This window comes from Acidiferrobacter sp. SPIII_3 (assembly GCF_003184265.1).
In the GTDB taxonomy this organism is placed as follows: Bacteria; Pseudomonadota; Gammaproteobacteria; order Acidiferrobacterales; family Acidiferrobacteraceae; genus Acidiferrobacter.
Map to the genome: position 1 here is coordinate 2,390,001 of NZ_CP027663.1, position 19,529 is coordinate 2,409,529.

Annotated in this window: 17 protein-coding genes; 5 read left to right on the forward strand and 12 right to left on the reverse strand. The window is 65.3% G+C overall.

Going from position 1 to position 19,529, the window contains the following annotated elements:
- The first annotated feature begins 59 nt into the window (after nt 1-59).
- Both C4901_RS12010 and C4901_RS12015 read left to right on the forward strand, forming a co-directional pair.
- Complete coding sequence (locus tag C4901_RS12010; protein WP_110137534.1) at nt 60-794, forward strand: SDR family oxidoreductase; 735 nt, start codon at nt 60-62, stop codon at nt 792-794.
- 421 nt (nt 795-1,215) lie between these two features.
- A complete protein-coding gene (locus tag C4901_RS12015) occupies nt 1,216-1,608 on the forward strand; it encodes a hypothetical protein (RefSeq protein ID WP_205735980.1) in 393 nt (130 codons plus the stop codon).
- A 93-nt stretch (nt 1,609-1,701) separates the two neighbouring features.
- On the opposite strand, the gene C4901_RS12020 is transcribed toward C4901_RS12015, so the two are convergent.
- Entirely contained in the window at nt 1,702-2,628 is a 927-nt protein-coding gene (locus C4901_RS12020; RefSeq protein WP_110137535.1) for a LysR family transcriptional regulator, read from the reverse strand.
- 150 nt (nt 2,629-2,778) lie between these two features.
- Between C4901_RS12020 and C4901_RS12025 the strand changes: the two genes are divergently transcribed.
- The 3 genes from C4901_RS12025 (at nt 2,779) to C4901_RS12035 (ending at nt 7,355) form a co-directional block, all read left to right on the forward strand.
- Nucleotides 2,779-4,158: a ribulose-bisphosphate carboxylase gene (locus C4901_RS12025; protein WP_110137536.1), complete on the forward strand. Its 1,380-nt coding sequence runs from the start codon at nt 2,779-2,781 to the stop codon at nt 4,156-4,158.
- Nucleotides 4,159-4,276: 118 nt separating this feature from the next.
- Nucleotides 4,277-5,089 carry a CbbQ/NirQ/NorQ/GpvN family protein gene (locus C4901_RS12030; RefSeq protein WP_110137537.1) on the forward strand — a complete coding sequence of 271 codons (813 nt, stop codon included), beginning with the start codon at nt 4,277-4,279 and terminating at the stop codon, nt 5,087-5,089.
- Nucleotides 5,073-7,355: a nitric oxide reductase activation protein NorD gene (locus tag C4901_RS12035; RefSeq protein WP_110137538.1), complete on the forward strand. Its 2,283-nt coding sequence runs from the start codon at nt 5,073-5,075 to the stop codon at nt 7,353-7,355. Before C4901_RS12030 ends, C4901_RS12035 begins: the two co-directional genes overlap by 17 nt.
- 86 nt (nt 7,356-7,441) lie before the next feature.
- Here C4901_RS12035 and C4901_RS12040 read toward each other — a convergent pair whose 3' ends face one another.
- From C4901_RS12040 to C4901_RS12090, 11 genes are all read right to left on the reverse strand, one after another.
- Nucleotides 7,442-9,328 (reverse strand): nucleoside-diphosphate sugar epimerase/dehydratase, encoded by a 1,887-nt coding sequence (locus C4901_RS12040; protein ID WP_110137539.1) that lies wholly within the window; start codon nt 9,326-9,328, stop codon nt 7,442-7,444.
- Nucleotides 9,297-10,334 (reverse strand): glycosyltransferase family 4 protein, encoded by a 1,038-nt coding sequence (locus tag C4901_RS12045; protein ID WP_168185709.1) that lies wholly within the window; start codon nt 10,332-10,334, stop codon nt 9,297-9,299. Before C4901_RS12045 ends, C4901_RS12040 begins: the two co-directional genes overlap by 32 nt.
- Nucleotides 10,331-11,086 carry a glycosyltransferase gene (locus tag C4901_RS12050; RefSeq protein ID WP_168185710.1) on the reverse strand — a complete coding sequence of 252 codons (756 nt, stop codon included), beginning with the start codon at nt 11,084-11,086 and terminating at the stop codon, nt 10,331-10,333. Before C4901_RS12050 ends, C4901_RS12045 begins: the two co-directional genes overlap by 4 nt.
- Nucleotides 11,083-11,994, reverse strand: a complete 912-nt coding sequence (locus tag C4901_RS12055; RefSeq protein ID WP_168185711.1) for an NAD(P)-dependent oxidoreductase — start codon at nt 11,992-11,994, stop codon at nt 11,083-11,085. Before C4901_RS12055 ends, C4901_RS12050 begins: the two co-directional genes overlap by 4 nt.
- A 10-nt stretch (nt 11,995-12,004) precedes the next feature.
- The gene (locus tag C4901_RS12060; RefSeq protein WP_168185712.1) at nt 12,005-13,726 is read right to left on the reverse strand and encodes an ABC transporter ATP-binding protein; all 1,722 of its coding nucleotides are present in this window, start codon (nt 13,724-13,726) and stop codon (nt 12,005-12,007) included.
- 226 nt (nt 13,727-13,952) lie between these two features.
- Nucleotides 13,953-15,365, reverse strand: coding sequence for a mannose-1-phosphate guanylyltransferase/mannose-6-phosphate isomerase (locus tag C4901_RS12065; RefSeq protein WP_110137544.1), 1,413 nt, complete (start codon nt 15,363-15,365; stop codon nt 13,953-13,955).
- 14 nt (nt 15,366-15,379) lie between these two features.
- Complete coding sequence (rfaD, locus tag C4901_RS12070; protein WP_110137545.1) at nt 15,380-16,378, reverse strand: ADP-glyceromanno-heptose 6-epimerase; 999 nt, start codon at nt 16,376-16,378, stop codon at nt 15,380-15,382.
- A complete protein-coding gene (gene rfaE1 / locus C4901_RS12075; protein WP_240611765.1) occupies nt 16,375-17,346 on the reverse strand; it encodes a D-glycero-beta-D-manno-heptose-7-phosphate kinase in 972 nt (323 codons plus the stop codon). The genes rfaD and rfaE1 overlap by 4 nt, the downstream gene beginning before the upstream one ends.
- Nucleotides 17,347-17,354: 8 nt before the next feature.
- A complete protein-coding gene (pyrF, locus tag C4901_RS12080) occupies nt 17,355-18,074 on the reverse strand; it encodes an orotidine-5'-phosphate decarboxylase (RefSeq protein ID WP_110137547.1) in 720 nt (239 codons plus the stop codon).
- On the reverse strand, nt 18,064-19,239 hold the full coding sequence (lapB, locus tag C4901_RS12085; protein WP_110137548.1) for a lipopolysaccharide assembly protein LapB: 1,176 nt from the start codon (nt 19,237-19,239) through the stop codon (nt 18,064-18,066). The genes pyrF and lapB overlap by 11 nt, the downstream gene beginning before the upstream one ends.
- Complete coding sequence (locus tag C4901_RS12090) at nt 19,229-19,525, reverse strand: lipopolysaccharide assembly LapA domain-containing protein (protein ID WP_110137549.1); 297 nt, start codon at nt 19,523-19,525, stop codon at nt 19,229-19,231. The genes lapB and C4901_RS12090 overlap by 11 nt, the downstream gene beginning before the upstream one ends.
- Between the last annotated feature and the right edge of the window lie 4 nt (nt 19,526-19,529).

Consider the following 19,529-nt stretch of genomic DNA (forward strand, 5'->3'; position numbering starts at 1 on the left):
GCGGGCGCCGTCTGCCAGCAGGTGTCCGCCCCGACGCACGCAAATCAGGAGCATGAAACATGCGCATGCAAGATATTCGCGGCAAGATCGCGGTAGTGACAGGGGCCTCGAGCGGCATAGGAGAAGCCGCCGCGCGCCTTTTGCATCAGGAAGGCCTCGAGGTGGTGGTGTGCGCGCGCCGCGCCGATCGGCTCGCGGCGCTTGTCGGCGAACTGAAGGAGCGCATCTACCCGGTAACCGCCGATGTCGGTGATTCCCGGCAGGTGGCGGCGCTCTTTGCCGAGGTCAGAAAACGCTTCCACGGCCTTGATCTCCTCTTCAACAATGCCGGCGTCGGCTTTCATGCCCCGTTCGCCGACAGCCAACCCGACGAATGGCGGCAGACCATAGACGCGAATCTCTATGGAGTACTAAACTGTACGCACGCCGCCATTCCGCTCTTGCGCAACCGCCCTGGGGCCATGATCTCCACGGTCTCGAGCGTGGGCGGCCGTTATGGCCTTCCGGGATGGTCGGTCTATAACGCCACCAAGTTCGCGGTCGTCGGTTTCCATGACGCCCTGCGCAAGGAATTGGGGCCCGAGGGTATCCGTGTGGCGCTGATCGAGCCAGGCGCGGTCTGGACCCATTGGGGCCATAATGTGCCGGCCGACCAGATGAAGGCGCGGCGCGAGTCCCTGGACGCCCTGCATGCCGAGGACATAGCCCAGGCCCTCGTCTACAGCTTCGCGCAGCCCGCCAATGTCCTGGTCGAGGAAATCCTGGTGCGCCCGGTCCGCCAGCTAAGCCCGTAGGGCATGATGCGCCGCCCCCACGGCCCTCGGGCGCCATAACCACCGAACACGGCCGTTCGCCCCGCGGGGATCGGCCTTTTGCGCCCCATTCCACCACTTCCCCGGGCTGGCGCCAAGAATCCTTGCCTGCCTGCCACGCCCGCCCTGTGCCCTATTTGCCGACACCATCACCGTGCTAGCATACAACCGCTTTAAGATCGTGTCGGCAAGGGATCTGCGGACTACGTCCTCGCCTAGAAATCGAGACCATCCCGCAGGCCCTGGGCTCCGGGCCCGGGATTCGGCCGTGAACTTACGCACGCAGTTCACGCCTGTGGGCCCCATTCATATATTTATGATTCCGATAGCATCGCCAACAGGAGGATGCGGGAGCAGGCGCTATCCCTCCCCGGTCGCGGGACCGGGGCTTCCCGCGCATATCATGAAAAAACTCATAATGTTGTCCGCCGCAGCCGGTCTTGCGATGAGTCCGGCATTCGCCAAACCCTTGCGGGTCCCCCTTATGGCTGAAAATGGCTCAGGGGAAAGCGGCTATGCCATGCTTTATCCGCACGGCGCTCATACCCGCGTCATCGTTCACCTGAAAGGCACCCCTAAGGGTATCGCGCAACCCGATCACATCCACCCGGGGACCTGCCCCAACGTGAACCCCCGGCCCGCGTACATGCTCAATCCGGTGAAGGACGGACGGTCGGTCACGACAGTCCATGTGCGCCTCAAGGCGCTGCTTGCGAAACCAATGGCCATCAACGTCCACGAAAGCCGCAGTGACATGCAAAAATACGTGGCCTGCGGCGATATCCGCGCCCACTAACGTCCGAGACCGGGGACCCGGCAGGCGCCGGGTCCCCTCCCTTGCGCGTTGCGGACTTACCACGCGATACGCCAAAACCCGGCGGGCGCGCAGTCATGGCAGGGTCTGCGTTTGTTCCTCGGGCGTCTTCACGTATAGGTGCTGAATCAAAAACTTCTTGAACTCAAGGGGCGCGGGGGCCAATCTCTTGCCCTTGCGATGCACGAGATGCCAAGCGCGCCGCAGGGGGAACCCCTCCACGGACAGCTCACGCAGATAACCGGATTCCATCTTCACTAAAACACTGTAACGCGCGACGACCGCGACGCCCATGCCCACCTTCACCGCCTGCTTTATGGCCTCGTTGCTGTTCATGACCACCCCCTCCCTCACGGTGAGACCCTTTTCCGAAAAGTAGCGCAGCACCGTCTCGCGCGTCCCGGACCCGGGTTCCCGCAAGACAAAGCTTTCGCGGACGAGATCACTCTGCAAGATTCCGCGACGGTCAGCCAGGGGATGATTGGCGGGGGCGATGACGATGAGGTCATTGCGGTGAAACGGCAGCGCGATGAGATCCAGCGATTGCGGCGGCTCGCCCATGATGGCCATGTCCACATCGTTGCGCTCGAGGCTCGCCAACACCTCCTTGCGGTTGGCGATATTGAGCCGGATGTTCACCTGCGGATGCTGGAGCAGAAAACGCGCCAGCAATTCCACCGCGAAGGCGTTGACCGCCGAGGTGAGGGCGATGCGCAGCTGCCCCTCGTCCACGCCCCGCAAGTGCTCCAGGGACCGCCCCAGGCCCTCCAGTTCCTCGGCGATGCGGTGTCCGGAGCGGAGCACCTCTTCGCCGGCATCCGTGAGAAAGACCTTCTTTCCGACCTGCTCTGTGACCGGCAGGCCGATCTCCTGCTCGAGCTTGCGGACCTGCAGATAGACCGCCGATTGCGTCAGATTGAGCCGCGCCGCCGCCCTGGTATAGGAGCTGGTGGCGGCCAGCATGCGCAAGATCTCCAGCTGGCGTAACGTCAGGTTCCTCATCTTTCGCTCCCCGGCGATGTGTGTGATGCGGCGTTGGCAAACCTATAATAATAGATATTACCTATGGTTCCTATGATTGATAATCGTTTTTCCTGATGATTGCGGGAAGGTATAGTCCCTCATCCCGACCCTTCAGCCAAGGAGCACATTGTGGACCAGTCGTCTCGCTACGCCGACCTTTCCCTGCGCGAGGAAGACCTCATCGCCGGCGGCAAGCACATTCTCGTCGCCTACAAGATGAAGCCCAAGACCGGCTATGGATATCTCGCTTCGGCCGCACACTTTGCCGCCGAATCCTCCACGGGCACCAACGTGGAGGTGTCGACCACGGACGACTTCACCAAAGGGGTCGATGCGCTCGTCTATTATGTCGACGAGCCCGCCGGAGACATGCGTATCGCCTATCCGTTGGACCTCTTCGATCGCAACGTCATGGACGGCCGCATGATGGTCGTCTCGTTCCTGACCCTGGCCATCGGCAACAACCAGGGCATGGGCGACATTGCGCACGCCAAGATGATCGACATCTATTTCCCGCCGCGCGCCATCCAGCTCTTTGACGGCCCGAGCAAGGACATCTCGGATCTCTGGCGCATCCTCGGCCGGCCGATAAAAGACGGCGGTTACATCGCCGGCACCATCATAAAGCCCAAACTGGGCCTGCGCCCCGAACCCTTCGCCGAGGCCGCGCACCAGTTCTGGCTGGGTGGGGATTTCATCAAGAACGATGAACCGCAGGGCAATCAGGTGTTTGCGCCCCTGAAGAAAACCATTCCGTTGGTGGCCGATGCCATGAGGCGCGCCATGGACAAGACCGGTCAGGCCAAACTGTTCTCCGCGAACATCACCGCAGACGATCATTACGAGATGTGCGCACGCGCCGACTTCATCCTGGAGACCTTCGGCCCCGACGCCGACAAGGTCGCATTCCTGGTCGACGGCTTCGTGGGCGGCCCCGGCATGGTCACCACCGCCCGCCGCCAATATCCGGGCCAGTACCTGCACTACCATCGCGCCGGTCACGGCATGATCACCTCGCCGTCGGCCCATCGCGGATATACGGCACTGGTGCTGGCCAAGCTCTCCCGTCTGCAGGGGGCCTCGGGCATCCATGTCGGGACCATGGGTTATGGCAAGATGGAGGGCGAAAGCGACGATCGCAACATCGCCTACATGATCGAACGCGATGAGTGCCAGGGCCCGGTGTATCACCAGAAATGGTATGGCATGAAGCCCACCACCCCGATCATATCCGGCGGTATGAACGCGTTGCGCCTGCCCGGTTTCTTCGAGAATCTCGGGCACGGCAACGTCATCAACACCGCCGGCGGCGGCTCCTATGGACACATCGACAGCCCGGCGGCCGGCGCCCTTTCGCTGCGCCAGGCTTACGAATGCTGGAAGGCCAAGGCCGATCCCATCGAATGGGCCAAGGAGCACAAGGAATTCGCCGGTGCCTTCGAGTCCTTTCCGCATGACGCCGACAAGCTCTACCCCGGCTGGCGCGACAGGATCGGTTCCCACCGGTAATGCGAATGCGACCGCGAACCGATCGCGGGGCGACAGCGGGCCGGACCGCGACCTTTGCGAGCTTCCGGCCCGCGCTTTCGCAAAGGGCTTCCCGTTTGATAGAGAAGGGGATCCACGCATGAACCATGGCGATTTGCTCAAAGACTACCGCGTCAAAGACGAACCCTACTATCGCCCGCAGGCCGACGAGATCGCCCTGTTCACGGCCGCCTATGAAAGGCGGCTACCGGTCATGATCAAGGGGCCCACGGGTTGCGGCAAGTCGCGTTTCGTGGAATACATGGCCTGGCGACTTGGCAGGCCCCTGCTCACCGTGGCCTGCAACGAAGACATGACGGCCGCGGACCTGGTCGGGCGCTGGCTGCTCGATAGCGACGGCACGCACTGGCAGGACGGGCCTTTGACGCAGGCCGCGCGCCACGGGGCCATCTGTTACCTGGATGAAATCGTCGAGGCACGCCAGGACAGCACGGTCGTCATCCATCCGCTCACCGACCATCGCCGCCAGCTGCCGTTGGACAAGAAGGGTGAGCTCATACACGCGCATCCGGACTTTCAGCTGGTGATTTCCTATAACCCCGGCTACCAGTCGCTGGTGAAGGATCTGAAGCCGTCCACCAAGCAGCGATTCACGGCCTTTCGTTTCGACTACCCGCCGGCGGACTTGGAGGCCGAAATCCTGGCACGCGAAACCGGTGTCGATCCGGGGCTTGCATTGCGGCTCATCGGACTGGCGGAGAGCGCGCGAAGACTGAAGGGTCACGGACTCGACGAGGGCATATCCACGCGCCTGCTGGTTTACGCCGCCTCGCTCATGGCCGATGGCATGGCAGCGAGACACGCCTGCCGCATGGCGCTGGTGGACCCGCTGACCGATGATGACGATATCCGCGCCACGCTGGAACACGCCATCGATGCCCTGTTCGGCTGATCCCGGCGCGTCATCCCCGGCCGCGCCATCCCAAGACGGCATCGACTACTGGCGGCGGCGACTCGATTGCGCATTCGCGCCCGTGCAGTCGGTGTTCGCCGCGCGCCTGGGGGCCGCGCGGGCGTGTCTCGGCGAGGCCGACCTTGTCGCCTATATCGAGGCCGCGCATCTTCTCTGCAAGCTGGGGCGCGGAGCGCGGCCGGTCCTGGCCTTTCTGGAGGTCTGGCCGGCCGTTGCCGTCTGCCTTGGCCCTCAGCACCTCGAGGCCGTCATGGCCTGGGTGCGGCATATCCAGCGCACACCCAATGGCGATGTCCTCGGCATATTCTTCGAGACGCTGCCGGCGGTGGCCGATTCCCTGGGTCGTGACACGCCGCTTTCGGATTACCTCGACCTCCTCGCAGAGGTCGCGGAACGTAGCACCGCCTCCATCCATGGCCGGCACGCGATCCTCCCAAGCCACGCCTTGCCCGAACTCATTCGCGGGGCACCCGAACGGCTGCGGCAGGCGCGCCTCGAGGGTCTGCGGACATGGGTGGAGCATGGCCTGCGGTATTACGCCGGACATCCGCAACGGCAGGCCGATTACTTGGCGATGCGCCTGGCCGACAGCCGAGCGATATTCCAGAGCCAGCGCGGCGGCACCCTGTTGCGCGCGCACGAACGCCAGATGGACCTATACCTGCGCGCCTGCTGGGATGATCCGGTGCCGATCATCCCTTACTCCGAGGCCTTCGACACGCTGCGCCGGCCGCAGCCCCACGCCGACGCCCTCGGACTGCACCTCCCCGACCTGTGCGCGGACCGTCCTGGCGTACGCGGTCCCGATCAATATCGGCTGATCGTGGCGCACCTCGCCGCCCACCGGCGCTTTACTCAAGCCCTGATCGCCGACAACTGGAGCCCGTTTCAGCGCCTTGCCATCGAATGCCTCGAGGATGCGCGCATCGACACCTTGCTCATACGCCGCTTCCCCGGCCTGCGTAAGCCGCTGCTTGCGCTCCACCCCCGCCCTCGGGAAGAGGCCTGTGACCCCACGCGGGAATCATGCATCCGCCATCGCTTGGCGATGCTCTCGCGCGCCATCCTGGATCCGGAACATGGTTATCACGACCCCCTGCTTGGGAAATTCGTGGGCGATTTTCATGATCGGCTCGCCGATGGCGACGGCGACACCCAGGGGATGGCGGCCTTGGCCACCGAATATGTCATTCAAACCCGACTGCCCAGTGACACCTTCGCCCGCATCCACTTCGCGGATACCGAGGTACCATACCGCGATGACAACCGTCATCTGTGGCGCTTCATCGATGTCGGCGAGGAGACTGACGATGTCGCCGCGGCGCAGGCCGCGGTGGAGGGCCGGTCGATCATCTATCACTATCCGGAATGGGATTACCTGGCCCAAGACTATCTCCCCGACCATGTCACCCTCCACGAACACCTCCATCCGCGCGGGCGCGCCGATGAGATCGAGCGTCTCCTACAGAAAAATGCCGTGCTGGCGCGACGCCTGATGCGCCTCTTAGACCAGATCAAGCCCCAGGACCGCGAGCGGCTGCGTCGCCAGGAAGACGGCTCCGAACTGGACCTCGACTGGGCCCTGCGTTCCTGGATCGACTATCGTTGCCGCCGCACCGTCGACCCGCGTATCAACCAGGACTTTCGCCACGCCAGGCGCGATGTCGCAGTCAGCCTGCTTCTCGACCTTTCGGCCTCTCTCCAGGACCCCGTCCGGGGCGGCCGCGCCGATCAGACCGTGCTCTCCCTGGCGCAGGAGGCGGTGACCCTGCTGGCCTGGGCCATCGACCGGCTGGGCGACCCGTTTGCCATAGCCGGGTTTCATTCCAATACCCGCCATGAAGCCCGATTCTGGCATATCAAGGGGTTTTCCGAGGACTGGGACGACGATGTCCGTGGCCGACTCGCGGCCTTGCAGGCCGGCTACTCCACACGCATGGGCGTCGCCCTGCGGCACGCCGGGCACTATCTATCGCAACCCCGAAAAGACAAGCGCCTGCTGCTCATCCTGACCGACGGTCAACCCTCCGACCTCGACGTGAGCGATCCGGAGTTCCTCATTGCCGATACGCGACAGGCGGTGCGGGAACTGGAACAGCGGGGAATCTACTGCCATTGCATCAGCCTCGATGCCCATGCCGACGACTACGTCCGGCGGATCTTCGGCCAGCAGTTCAGCATCATCGACCGGATCGAACGCCTGCCCGAGAGGCTTCCCGAGATCTTCCTCACCCTCACCGCCTAGGCCGTCATGGCCGCGGCCTCCGGCAGATGGCCTGCACGGCCTCCCACCCCCCCATAGGGCCCACCCGGCGGACTGCCCATGCCCCGCTAGGGGCGCGTGGCCATGCGCGCCGACTCGTCGCACGGCGCTTGTGTAAGAAGACCTATCGCGTCCCTCAAGGCCTCCGCCAATCCCTGCTCATCGTCCCGGGCACACAACGCACGCAGGCGATCGAGTCCGTGAGTAAAGCTCGTCAGATCGGTGCAGATCCCCGGGGTGACACGGATCTTGGGGTGCGCGGTCGCAAGTAACGCCTCATCGGCATAAAACAATTCCTCGTAGAGCTTCTCGCCGGGCCTAAGCCCGGTATAAACGATCTCGATGTCCTGCCCGGGCTGCTTGCCGGATAGGAGGATCAGCTGCTCGGCGAGATAGCCGATACGTACGGGCTCGCCCATGTCGAGGACGAAGATCTCCCCGCCCTTACCTATGACGCTCGACTGCAAGATGAGTCCGCAGGCCTCGGGGATCGTCATGAAGTAACGGGTGATGTCCGGATGCGTGACCGTGACCGGCCCGCCGCTTGCGATCTGGGCCTTGAAAAGCGGGATAACGCTGCCCGCGGACCCCAGGACATTGCCGAAACGCACGGTGAGAAATCGTGTCTGCGAGCGCGTGTTCATCTCCTGGCATAGGATCTCCGCCGCGCGTTTTGTGGCGCCCATGATGTTGGAGGGGTTCACCGCCTTGTCGGTCGATATGAGCAGAAAGACCGCGCATCCATGCCGGTCCGCGGCCGCGGCCAGGGTCTCGGTCCCGAATACATTGTTCATCACCGCGGCCCGGCCCTGACCTTCCAGCATCGGGACATGCTTGTAGGCGGCCGCATGAAAGATCATGTCGGGGCGCTCGCGCCCGAGGACCCGGTCTACGAGCACGGCGTCGCGCACATCACCCAATACCGGCAACAACGAGAGATAGGGATGATCGCGGCGCAGTTCGAGTTCGATATTGTAGAGGTTGAATTCGCTACGTTCGAAGAGGATCAGCCGGCGTGGCGCAAGCTGCGCGATCTGCCGGCACAGCTCCGATCCTATGGAACCGCCGGCCCCCGATACCAGCACCGCCTTGCCGCCCACGCCGTCTGCGATCTCGGCTTGATGCAAGAGGACCGGTTCACGGCCGAGGAGATCCTCGATGCGCACCTCGCGCAACTCCTGGACGGTGACCTGGCCGTCCACCACGCTCTGGAGGCCGGGGAGGATACGAAACGGGCGGCCGGTACGCTCGCAGAGCTCCACGAGCCGGCGCATGCCGCTCGCCTTGGCCTCGGTAACGGCGATAAACACGATATCGACTTCGAGGCGCTCGGCCACCTCCGGCAGCTGGCCGCAATCTGCGACCACCGGCACCCCGTGGATCTCCTGGCCGATGCGCCGCGGGTTGTCGTCCACGAACGCCACCGGCCGGAACCCGATACTCGAATCGCGCAGAAGATCGCGGACCAGCATCTCGCCTGCCCGTCCGGCGCCGGCAATCAGGGCCTTCTTGCCCGATATCTGGTAGAGCCCGCGGTCCTTGAAAAACCGGTAGAAGAATCGCGGGCCACCGAGCAACATCGTGAGCAACAACCCGTCCAGGACGAAGGCCGAGCGCGGCACCCAGACAAGCCGCACCCACAGAAACAGGACGAAGGCGCTGGCCACCGTGCCGACTACTATGGCCTTGAAGATGCGCAGGAGGTCCGGGACCGAGGCAAAGCGCCACAAGCCGCGGTAGAGCCCCATCCCCCAGAAAACGAGTCCCTGGACAATGAGAATCGCCGGCAAGAGCCGCACGCCTTGCCGCCAAAAGACATGCGGGACGTAGCCCATGTTGAAACGCAGCCAATAGGCCCCGAGCCACGCGAGCGCAATCGCCACCAGATCGTGCGCCACGACCGCCCAGCGCCCGATCGGCGCCTTAACGCGCGTCCTTGCCGCAAATCTGCCCATGTCCCTCCCGCCACCGCACCAGGGCGGCCAATGCGCCATAAAGAATCGCCAAAGCGGCGATTATAGCCCATTGTGCCGGTACCGACGCCCCGGTCCCGGCGTAGGCCGACAGGGCGCAGACCGCCATCAGACCATATTCGCCGAGAACGGTGCGGCGATGGGATAGGCCGGCACGCACCAGGCGCTGGTAATAATGCCCGCGGTGAGCGGCCGTGAGGCGCTCGCCGCGGGCCACCCTTTTCAGGAGCGTCACGGTGGCATCGACCAGGAATGGCGAAAACACCGTAAGCCCGGCCCACAACGGGAAGTCGCCGCGCGCACTGCCGGCGAGGATCATGATCCCGGCCGTGAACCCGAGCGTGGTGGCCCCCATGTCCCCCATGAATAGCCGTGCCGGCGGAAAGTTGGCCACCGTAAACCCGAGGGCTGCGGACGCCACCATAAGCGCGATCCCGGCAAAGGCCGGGTCATGGGCGCGATAGCCGAGCGCGGCCAGGGCGCCAAAACCAAAGACCGCCATGCCGCCCGCAAAGCCGTCCATGCCGTCCATGAAGTTGTAGAGGTTGATCCACCACACGAGAAAGAGCGTGGTGACGAGCACCGTAAAGGGATCGCCCAGAGTGACCGCAATCCCTGGCAGCCATACGACCGGCGGTCGGATCCCGGCGACCGCCACCGTCAGGGCGGCGGCGACATGCACGGCCAGGCGCAGGCGCGGGCTTAAGCCCTTGCGATCGTCATACCACGACAATAGCGCCACCGCGAGGATCGCCGCGACCGTGACGAGGCCGCCGCGCGCGGCCTCCCACGGGAGCCCGGAGGCCGCCACCAGAGCCCCGCAGGCGATCGCAAGCCCGCCGGTGCGCGGGACCGGCCGGTCATGCAGCGAGCGCTCGTTGGGCCAGTCGAGGACCTGCCAGGGGTTGCGCGGATGAACGAGCAGCCGGCAGACAAGCCACGCGACCCACGCCCCGGCGGCGTCCATGAGCCACGGCCCGATGCTCACGGGGACCGCGCGCGGCGCGCGCGCAACCGCCGATAGGCGGCTGATCGGAAGAAGCGCAGCGCGCTTCTCGCATGCCATAGGAGATAGCGTGGGTGGTGGTGGGAGGTGCGCTGGCCGTCATGAACGACCACGACATCCGGCGCCATGGCCACGCGCAGGCCGGCGAGCCGCAGCCGGCAGCACAGGTCGCAATCCTCGTAATAGAGGTGGTAGCCGGGATCGAAGCCGCCGACCGCCCGGAAGGTCGCGGTCTTGAACGCCATGAACATCCCCGCCGCCCAGTCGTCACCCCTATCCGCCGGCCGCCCCCCGGCGATGAACCGGCGCAGCGCGCCAAGCGGCGTCGGCCAGGATCGCAGACTGTCTTGCACCTCGCCCGCGCTCCCGACCACGAGCGGTACCGCCACCCCCACGTCGAGACCCTCGAGCCGCGCGATCAGGGATGGAAAGGGATCACGCCTCAGGCGCACGTCTGGATTCACGACACAAAAGATATCCGAGGGTACGGCGGTGGCGGCGGCGTTGTGGTTGGCGCCAAACCCGCGCGCGACGGCGTTGCGCACCACCGTGACGGGAAACGGGGACGCGAGATCCGGAAGGGCCTCGGGCCTGTTGACGGTCAACACGACGTGCACGGGCGTGCGGCACACGGCCGCGATATCCGAGAAAAGGTGTGCGATGAGCGCGCCCTGTCCGTGGCTTACCACCGACACTACGACACGCGGCGCGTCGCTGACCGCCTTCTGATTCACGACCGCTCCCCGCGCCCGCCACGCGCCGCCACCATTGCCGCGATGCCCGACGCCAGCGTATAAGCCGGGACCATGCCGAGGTCTTCCCACACACGCCGGTCGTCGCTCGTGCACGATGCGAGCAGCGGCGCAAGCCCGTCACTGTTCCACGGCCATCGGCGGCCAGTCAAGCGCGTCATCCAATCGCCGAACCGCGCCACGGCCGGCACGACGCCTTCGGGCAGGGCGTAACGCGCCGCGGGGCGGCCGACGGCGGCCCTCATGAGATCATAGATATCACGCATGGTATAGGAGGCGCCGTCGGTCACGGTATATAGGGCATCGCGCGCGCGCTGCGCCAACAACGCGACCAACACGCGCGCAAGGTCGTCGCAATGCACGAGACTGCGGCGCGCACCCCCGGGTGGGATCGGCAGGGGCCAGGAAAGATCCGCCATCCGCAACAGCCGGTTCAGGTTGCCGCGCATGCCAGGACCATAAACGAGGGCCGGGCGCACGATCGCAACCGATGGCAGGCCGCAGGCGCGCACCATGTCCTCGCCCATGCGGCGGCTCGCGGCATAGGCGTCGCGCGCGCATTCCACCTTGATGCTGCTCACGAATATGAATTGCGCGACCCGTGCCGCGCGGGCCTCGGCGATGAGCGCCCGGGTACCGGCGACGGTGACCGCCTCGTGCTCGTGGGCACCGGCGCGGGTATGGGCGACCCCCGCGAGATGGATGACCGCCTCGCAGGCATCGCACACGCCCGCCAGCGACTCCGGCGCGGTGAGATCCGCCCGTCGCCAGTCCTTCACCACCGGGTGCACACCCCGCCCCACGCCGCGCACCGTATGACCGGCAGCCTCCAGGGCCGGAACCAGGGCCGTGCCGATGAAGCCGCGAGCCCCGGTCACGAGCACGCGCATCCCGCCTCCCTCATGCCGCCGGGGTCGCGGCCAGCGGTCCGCCCCCCTGAAAAAACGCATGCTGGCGCGCAAGTTCCGCGAATGCCCCACGCGCCATGACCCGCCCGCCCTCGAGCAGTACGACCTGATCGCAACAGGCCACCGTGCTCAGACGGTGCGCAATCACGATCAGGGTCTTGTGTCCGGCAAGCGCCGTGATCGCCGCGGTGAGATCGGCCTCGGTGGGTCCATCGAGGGCCGAGGTCGCCTCGTCCAGGACGAGGATCGCCGGATCGTGGTACAGGGCCCGGGCGATGCCAAGCCGCTGGCGCTGGCCGCCTGACAAGCGCGCGCCACGATCACCGACTTCGGTATCGATGCCGGCGGGGAGTTCGGCCACGAAATGCATGAGTTGCGCGGTCTTCAGCGCGCGCACCACCGCCTTGCGATCGATCTCGTCTTCGGCGACACCGAACGCGACATTGGCGGCGACCGTATCGTCGGCAAGATAGACCTGCTGCGGCACATAACCGATCTGCCGCCGCCACGCCTTCATGGCCCCCGGACAGAGCGGCTCGCCGTCCACGAGCACATCACCGTTACCCTGCAACAGTCCCAGAAGGACGTCGGCAAGCGTGCTCTTGCCGGCCCCCGACGGCCCCACGAACGCCACCGACGAACCCTTGGTGATGGTAAGATCAACGCCATCGAGCGCCTGACGGGCAGTGCCCGGGTAGGAATAACTAAAGTGGCACAGGGTAATCTCGCGGCTGAAGGGCAAGGCGGCGGTAGCGGCCTCATCGTCGGCAGTCGGCGCGACCTCGGTGAGCGCTTGCGCGACGATGGCGATGGTTGCACGGTTGAAGCGTATCGACATCGCCGCGTTCAACATCTTGCTAAGGGATGGCATGAGCCTAAACACCGCCATGGCGTACATGGCCATGAGCGGAATGGCCGCCTGTGGCCGGCGCAGGATCCACTCCGCGTACAAGAGGATGCCGATCAGGCCGGCAAACGCCAGCCCCTCGATGGCAAGCCGCGGCATGTGCGCGGTAACCATCTGTGCGGCACTTGCCTCGCTGTAACGGCGCGTGGCCTGCTCGTGCTGCGACAAGAGCCGGTCCTGGCGATCAAGGACCGTGAGATCCTTGATCGCCGAAAGGCCGGTCGCCGCGTGCCGGAACATCGATGCGAGCGCGTCCTGGCGGGCACGCCCGAGGCGCTCGCTGCGCGCGCGGGTGGCACGGAACACGACCGCGAACGCCGCACCCAGGACCATGCCGATACCAAGCGTAAGGCCCGGACTCACCGCCATCAAAAGCCCGAACACGGCCAGCGACACCACAAGCTCGCTTATGAGCTGCAGGCCCGGCAACAAGACACCGTCGGTCAGGATCGGGATCTCGCCCCGCACATTCTTCAAAAGATCGGTGCTGTTACGCGTCAAATGAAAGGCGTAGGGCGCGGCCATGTAGCCCGCGAGCAGGCGGTCGGCAAGGTCCTTTTGCAGACGGTAAAGGAAGCCAAACTGGCGGCGGTAGCCACGCGACACCACCACCGCCTTGGCACCTATGACCGCAAGCAGCATGAGTGCGAGCGCTACCGCGAAATCCCGTCCCGACGAGATCCCGAGAAACCGCTCGATCGTACGCACGGCGGGCATGGCCATGATATGGCGCGGATCGACGAGGAACATCGCCACCGGCAGGACCACACCCACACCCAGCATCTCAAAACCCGACGTGATCACCATCCACAGGAAAATCCTGAGCGCCTCACGGCGCTCGCCGGGTCGCAAGATCCGCCATAACGTCCTCATCATCGCCCCCTTTGACCCAGGCGGTCCCCGCCACGGTCTCATGGCGGCACCGCCCGGCGCGCGGGCCGGCCGGCATCATCGCCCCCTTTGACCCAGGCGGTCCCCGCCACGGTCTCATGGCGGCACCGCCCGGCGCGCGGGCCGGCCGGTGGTGCCGCCGCTATCCGCCGACCGACGGCTCCATGCGTCGGTAAATATCCTCGAAACGCGTAATGTCGTCCTCCCCGAGATAGCTCCCCGATTGCACCTCGATCATCTCGAGCGGGATCAGGCCTGGGTTCTCCAGTCGATGGCGCACGCCCACCGGAATATAGGTGGACTGGTTCTCGGTGATCAGGAATTGCTCATGATCGCGCACGACGCGCGCGGTCCCCTTGACCACCACCCAATGCTCGGCGCGATGGTGATGCATCTGCAATGACAGCGCCGCCCCCGGCCGCACCATGATGCGCTTGACCTGAAAGCGGGCGCCGTTGTCCAGGGACTCGTAGAACCCCCAGGGCCGCCACACGCGGCTTGGCGTCGTGCATTCGCTGCGCGCCATCGCCTTCAGCCGCACCACCAGCTCCTTCACCTCCTGGGCACGGGCGCGGTGGGCCACCAGCACCGCGTCCTTGGTCTCGACCACGACCAGGTCGTGCACGCCAAGCGCCGCCACCAGCCGGTTGTCGGCAACGATGAGATTATCCCGCGAGTCCTGCGTCAGCACATCGCCGCGCACCACATTGCCATATTCGTCCTTGGCGCCGATATCCCAGAGCGCGTCCCAGGCGCCGACATCCGACCAGCCGGCGGCGAGCGGCACGACCGAGGCCTCGCCGGTATGCTCCATGACCGCGTAATCGATCGATTCCCCCGGGCAGTCCTGGAAACAGGCCCCGACATGAAAGAAATCATGATCCTGCCGGCCGCTTGTGATCGCCGCCTCGCAGGCCTGCAGGATGTCCGGACGGTAGCGTCGCAGCTCCTCGATCCAGCGCGTCGCGCGCATCAGAAAAAGCCCGCTGTTCCAGAGATAATCGCCGGAGGCCAGGAACGCCTCGGCGCGCGTAAGATCGGGCTTTTCCACGAATTCCGCGACCTCTCCGCCCGCCTGCCGGCGGATGTACCCATAACCGGTCTCGGGGGCATCGGGCACCACCCCGAAGGTCACGAGGCGCCCGGCGGCCGCGAGTTCAAGTGCCGCGCCGACCGCCGCGCGAAATCCCGCGGCATCGGTCATGGCATGGTCGGCCGGCATCGCCAAGAGCAAGGCCTCGGGGTCGGCGGCCAGCACCCGCAAGGCCGCAAGGGTGAGCGCCGGGGCGGTATTGCGGCCCGCGGGCTCAAGCAACAAGGGGCACGGCATCTTGCCGATCTCGCGCATCTGTTCGGCGATCAGGAAACGGTACTGGGCATTGCTGACCACCACCGGTGCGGCGACATCGGCAAGCCCCTCCAGACGCAACACGGTCTCCTGCAAGAGGCTGCGTCCCCCTAGAAGCGGGAGCAGCTGCTTTGGGTGCTCATCGCGCGACAGCGGCCACAACCGGCTGCCGCTGCCGCCGCACAGCACAATGGGATGAAGTTTCACGGCAAGACCCTCGTTCAACCGGCCCGGGGACGGGTCAACAGCCACTCCAAATACCGGCCCACGCCCTGTTCGACATCGTAAGTGGAGGCGGTGTAACCCGCCTGCCGCAGCGCCCCTACGTCGGCCTGTGTGTAGCTCTGATATTTGCCGACCAAGGCCTCGGGGAATGGAATATAGGTGATGATATCGCGCTTTATGAGCTCGGCGGTCGTCAAGGGTCCCTCGCCGCCATGGCGCCTCATGGCATTCACCGTGGCGCTGGCCACATCGTTGAAGGTCTGCGCGCGCCCCGTGCCCACGTTATAGATGCCGCTCAATTCCTTGTGCTCGAAAAAATGCAGGTTGATCTTGACGATATCCTCGACCGACACGAAATCGCGGCGCTGCTCGCCTGCGGCATAACCACCGCTTGCGCCAAACAACCGCACCTGGCCGGTCTCACGATATTGATGGAAGAAGTGATAGGCGACAGACGCCATGCGTCCCTTGTGCTGCTCGCGCGGCCCATAGACATTGAAATACCGAAAGCCAGCCACCTGACAGGCGCCGGTGGCGTGGCGCCGGACATACTGGTCGAAGAGGAATTTCGAGTACCCGTAGACGTTCAACGGCGACTCCATCGCACGCTCTTCGCGAAACACCTGCCCGCCGCCATAGACCGAGGCCGAGGATGCATACAGGAACTGCACACCCTCGCGCTCGCAAAACGCAAGCAAGGTCTTCGAGAACTCGAAATTGTTGCGCATCATGTACAGACCGTCGTGGTTCATGGTGTCGGAACACGCGCCTTCGTGGAATATCGCCTCGACGCGGCCGGCGTAGGCGCCCCTGTCGATATCCGCCAGGAAATCGCGCTTGTCCCGATAATCGGCGATCTCGCAGTCCGTCAGATTCAGGAACTTGTCGCCGTGCTCGAGGTTGTCGACCACGAGGATGTCGTCACGACCGCGCTCGTTTAGTCCCTTGACGATATTGGCGCCTATGAACCCCGCGCCGCCTGTGACAATGATCATGACTGGTCCTCCGTGGCCAAGGCCTTCGCTAGCTCATCGCGCGGCACCGCCACCGCCCCCTGGTGTCCGACCACGATGCCGGCGGCGGCGTTGGCGATGTGTATGGCCTCGAGGAGACTCGCCTTGACCGCGAGCGCGGCGCCTATCATCGCGATCACGGTATCACCGGCGCCGGTCACGTCATAAACCTCGTGGGCACGGGCCGGTACATGCGTGCGCCGGCCGTCTTTCTCGAACAAGGTCATGCCCTCCTCGCTGCGCGTGACGAGCAGCGCATCGAGCGAGAGTTCCGCGATGAGGTCGCGCGCCTTGCGCTCGAGTTCGTGTTCGTCATGAAAACGCCCCGCGACCTGCTCGAACTCCTTGCGGTTCGGGGTGATGAGTGTGGCCCCGTGATACGGCCGGTAATCATCGCCCTTGGGATCGACCACCACCGGCAGCCCGGCCTTGCGCCCGAAGGCGACGATATCGCGCACATGATTCAAGCCCCCCTTGCCGTAGTCCGAGACGATCACCGCGCCCGCGTCCGCTAGGCCGTCCTTGCAGGCCGCCACCAGATCCCGGCAGCCGTCAGGGGTCGCCTGGGTCTCGAAATCGATGCGGATGAGCTGCTGGTTGCGCGACACGACCCGCAGCTTCACAGTGGTATTGACGAGCGGGTCGCGGATCAGCCGGTGGCCGACGCCCGACTCGGCGAGCAGCGCCGCCAGCGAATCGGCGGCGGCATCGGCCCCGCACAATCCGATCAATACGCACTGCGCGCCGATACCGGCGATATTCTGGGCGACATTGGCCGCGCCCCCGGGGCGCTCCTCGACGCGCCCTACCGCCACCACCGGCACCGGCGCCTCCGGCGAGATCCGCTCCACCCCTCCGTACCAGTAACGATCGAGCATCACATCCCCGACCACCGTGACCCGTGCCCGGGCCATGCGCTCCAATACCCTGGAAAACTGATCTGTCACCACGGTTCTCTCTACGTGTCGAAAAGCACGGGCCGGGGCGCCCCGCGGGCCTCGGCGAGGCACGCCGCAAGCGCCGCCGCCGGGTCCGGCGCACGTGTCACCGGCCGACCCACGACCAGATAATCGGCGCCCGCGGCCAGGGCTTCGCGGATCGTCCGCGTGCGCCGCTGATCGTCGGGCGCCGCGCCTTCGGGGCGGATGCCGGGCGTGACCAGCACGAAACCGCCGGCGCGCAGGTCTTGAAGCCCGGGGGCCTCGCGCGGCGAGCATACCACGCCATCCAGGCCCGCCTCGCGACACAATACCGACAGCCCGCGCACGCGCTCACCGCTATCGCCAAGACCCAGCGCCGCCAGGTCCTCGAGGCCATGGCTCGTCAGGATCGTGACGCCGATGAGACGCGGGCCGCCTACGGGGATCGCCTGGCGCGCCGCGGCCAGCATGCGCGGGCCGCCCAGGGCGTGGACATTGACCATCCACACCCCGAGGTCCGCGGCGCGCGCGCAGGCGCTCGCCACCGTGTTCGGTATGTCGTGAAATTTGAGGTCCAGGAATACCGCCAGACCGAGGCCGTGCAGGGTCCGGACGATCGCCGGGCCCTCGGCGCTAAAGAGTTCGAGACCGACCTTGACCCGGCACTGCGCCGGATCGAGCCTTCGCGCGAGCGCGAGCGCGGGCCCCGCCTCCGGAAAATCCAGGGCCACGATGATAGTCGGGTCCTCAAACGGCATCGTCCTCTCCTGACGGCGTGACGGTGTTCCAACGATGGCAGCCGGGACACTGCCAATGCAAGGACTGTCCCGAAAACCCGCACTGGTGGCAGAGATAGCGGCGGCGGCCCTCGACGATCCTCTCGATGATCCCCTTCAGGATCGCCAGATCCTCGCGCGACTCCCCCGACGCCTGCGCCAAGTGCAGCCCTATGAGGCGGTTCAGACCGCGCACCGAGGGTTGGCGGCGCAGCCACGACACGATGAACGCCTCGGCGGCCCGCTGCCCTTCACGGCGTTCGATCACATCGGCCAACACCAGCATGAGCGCGATGTCATGATGCCGCGTCAGGGCCTCCTGGAAAAACCGGTACAGGCCCTCCTCGTCACCCACCGCCTGGTAGCTCTTGGCGAGCGACTGCGCCACCTCGCCGAGATACAGCGGGTTTTGGATCTCGACCCGCCGCCACGCCTTTATGGCCTCCTTGTGGCGGCCGAGGTCGGCCTCGATATTACCAAGAACCATGCTCGCCCGCACACACGCCCTGTCGTTCTGGAGCGCCCGTCTGGCCTGCTCGCGTGCCACGTCATGCTCGTTGCGTTTATAGGCCTCCTCGGCCAACTCGCAATAGTACTGCGCGATGACATCGTGCAGACCCGGGCCGCCGGAGCGGCCGAGTCTGCGACATACGCTGATCGCCTTCTCCCAGTCCCGTTCCTGCTGATAGATGTGCATCAAAAGCCGCAAGGCCTCCTCGTTATGGAGGCGGATCTCGGCGAGTTCCAGGAACAGGTTTTCGGCGCGGTCGAGGAGCCCCGCCTTCAGGTAATCCTGTCCGAGCTCGAGCAACGCCCGCGCCCGCTGGTGGCGATCCAGGGCCGGACGGGCGATGATGTTCTGGTGAACGCGGATGGCGCGCTCGACCTCTCCACGCCGCCGGAAAAGGCTTCCGAGCGCGAGATGGGTCTCGACGGTCTCGGAGTTGACCTCCAGCACCTTGATGAAGATCTCGATGGCCTTGTCGGCCTGCTCGTTCAGAAGGAAGTTCAGGCCCTTGAAATAGGCCGTGGGCAGATCCTTGCGCGCGCGATGACGCTTTTGGTCATAGCGGGCGGCCGCCCACCCGGACCCGGCCGCGAGCGGGAGCAGCAGCCAGATAAGCAGTGAGGCATGTTCAAAGAACATCTTTTATGGGCAAGGCCCGCAGGTTCGCGACCTCCTGCTCCATCTGGCGCACCTGTTTGCGCGCGACCGCCAGCTGGCGCCGCACGCGCACCAGCCGATTCACGCCGGCCAGAAACCCCAGGATGATCCCCATTACCAGCACCGCCACCAGCACGAGCGCAAGCGGTGCCCGCCACGCGAGCCCCCCGTAGTAGCGTACGGTGACATCGGCGGCATTCTTATAGGCGAAGCCAAGGCCTATGAGGACGACGAGAACCGCGATCGATCCGTAGAGGACCCGTTTCATGGAA

Coding starts and splice junctions, on each gene's coding strand:
- C4901_RS12010 (WP_110137534.1), top strand. CDS start 60: ATGCGCATGCAAGATATTCGCGGCAAGATCGCGGTAGTGACAGGGGCC.
- C4901_RS12015 (WP_205735980.1), top strand. CDS start 1,216: ATGAAAAAACTCATAATGTTGTCCGCCGCAGCCGGTCTTGCGATGAGT.
- C4901_RS12020 (WP_110137535.1), bottom strand. CDS start 2,628: ATGAGGAACCTGACGTTACGCCAGCTGGAGATCTTGCGCATGCTGGCC.
- C4901_RS12030 (WP_110137537.1), top strand. CDS start 4,277: ATGAACCATGGCGATTTGCTCAAAGACTACCGCGTCAAAGACGAACCC.
- C4901_RS12035 (WP_110137538.1), top strand. CDS start 5,073: ATGCCCTGTTCGGCTGATCCCGGCGCGTCATCCCCGGCCGCGCCATCC.
- C4901_RS12040 (WP_110137539.1), bottom strand. CDS start 9,328: ATGGGCAGATTTGCGGCAAGGACGCGCGTTAAGGCGCCGATCGGGCGC.
- C4901_RS12055 (WP_168185711.1), bottom strand. CDS start 11,994: ATGCGCGTGCTCGTGACCGGGGCTCGCGGCTTCATCGGCACGGCCCTG.
- C4901_RS12060 (WP_168185712.1), bottom strand. CDS start 13,726: ATGGTGATCACGTCGGGTTTTGAGATGCTGGGTGTGGGTGTGGTCCTG.
- rfaD (WP_110137545.1), bottom strand. CDS start 16,378: ATGATCATTGTCACAGGCGGCGCGGGGTTCATAGGCGCCAATATCGTC.
- pyrF (WP_110137547.1), bottom strand. CDS start 18,074: ATGCCGTTTGAGGACCCGACTATCATCGTGGCCCTGGATTTTCCGGAG.
- lapB (WP_110137548.1), bottom strand. CDS start 19,239: ATGTTCTTTGAACATGCCTCACTGCTTATCTGGCTGCTGCTCCCGCTC.
- C4901_RS12090 (WP_110137549.1), bottom strand. CDS start 19,525: ATGAAACGGGTCCTCTACGGATCGATCGCGGTTCTCGTCGTCCTCATA.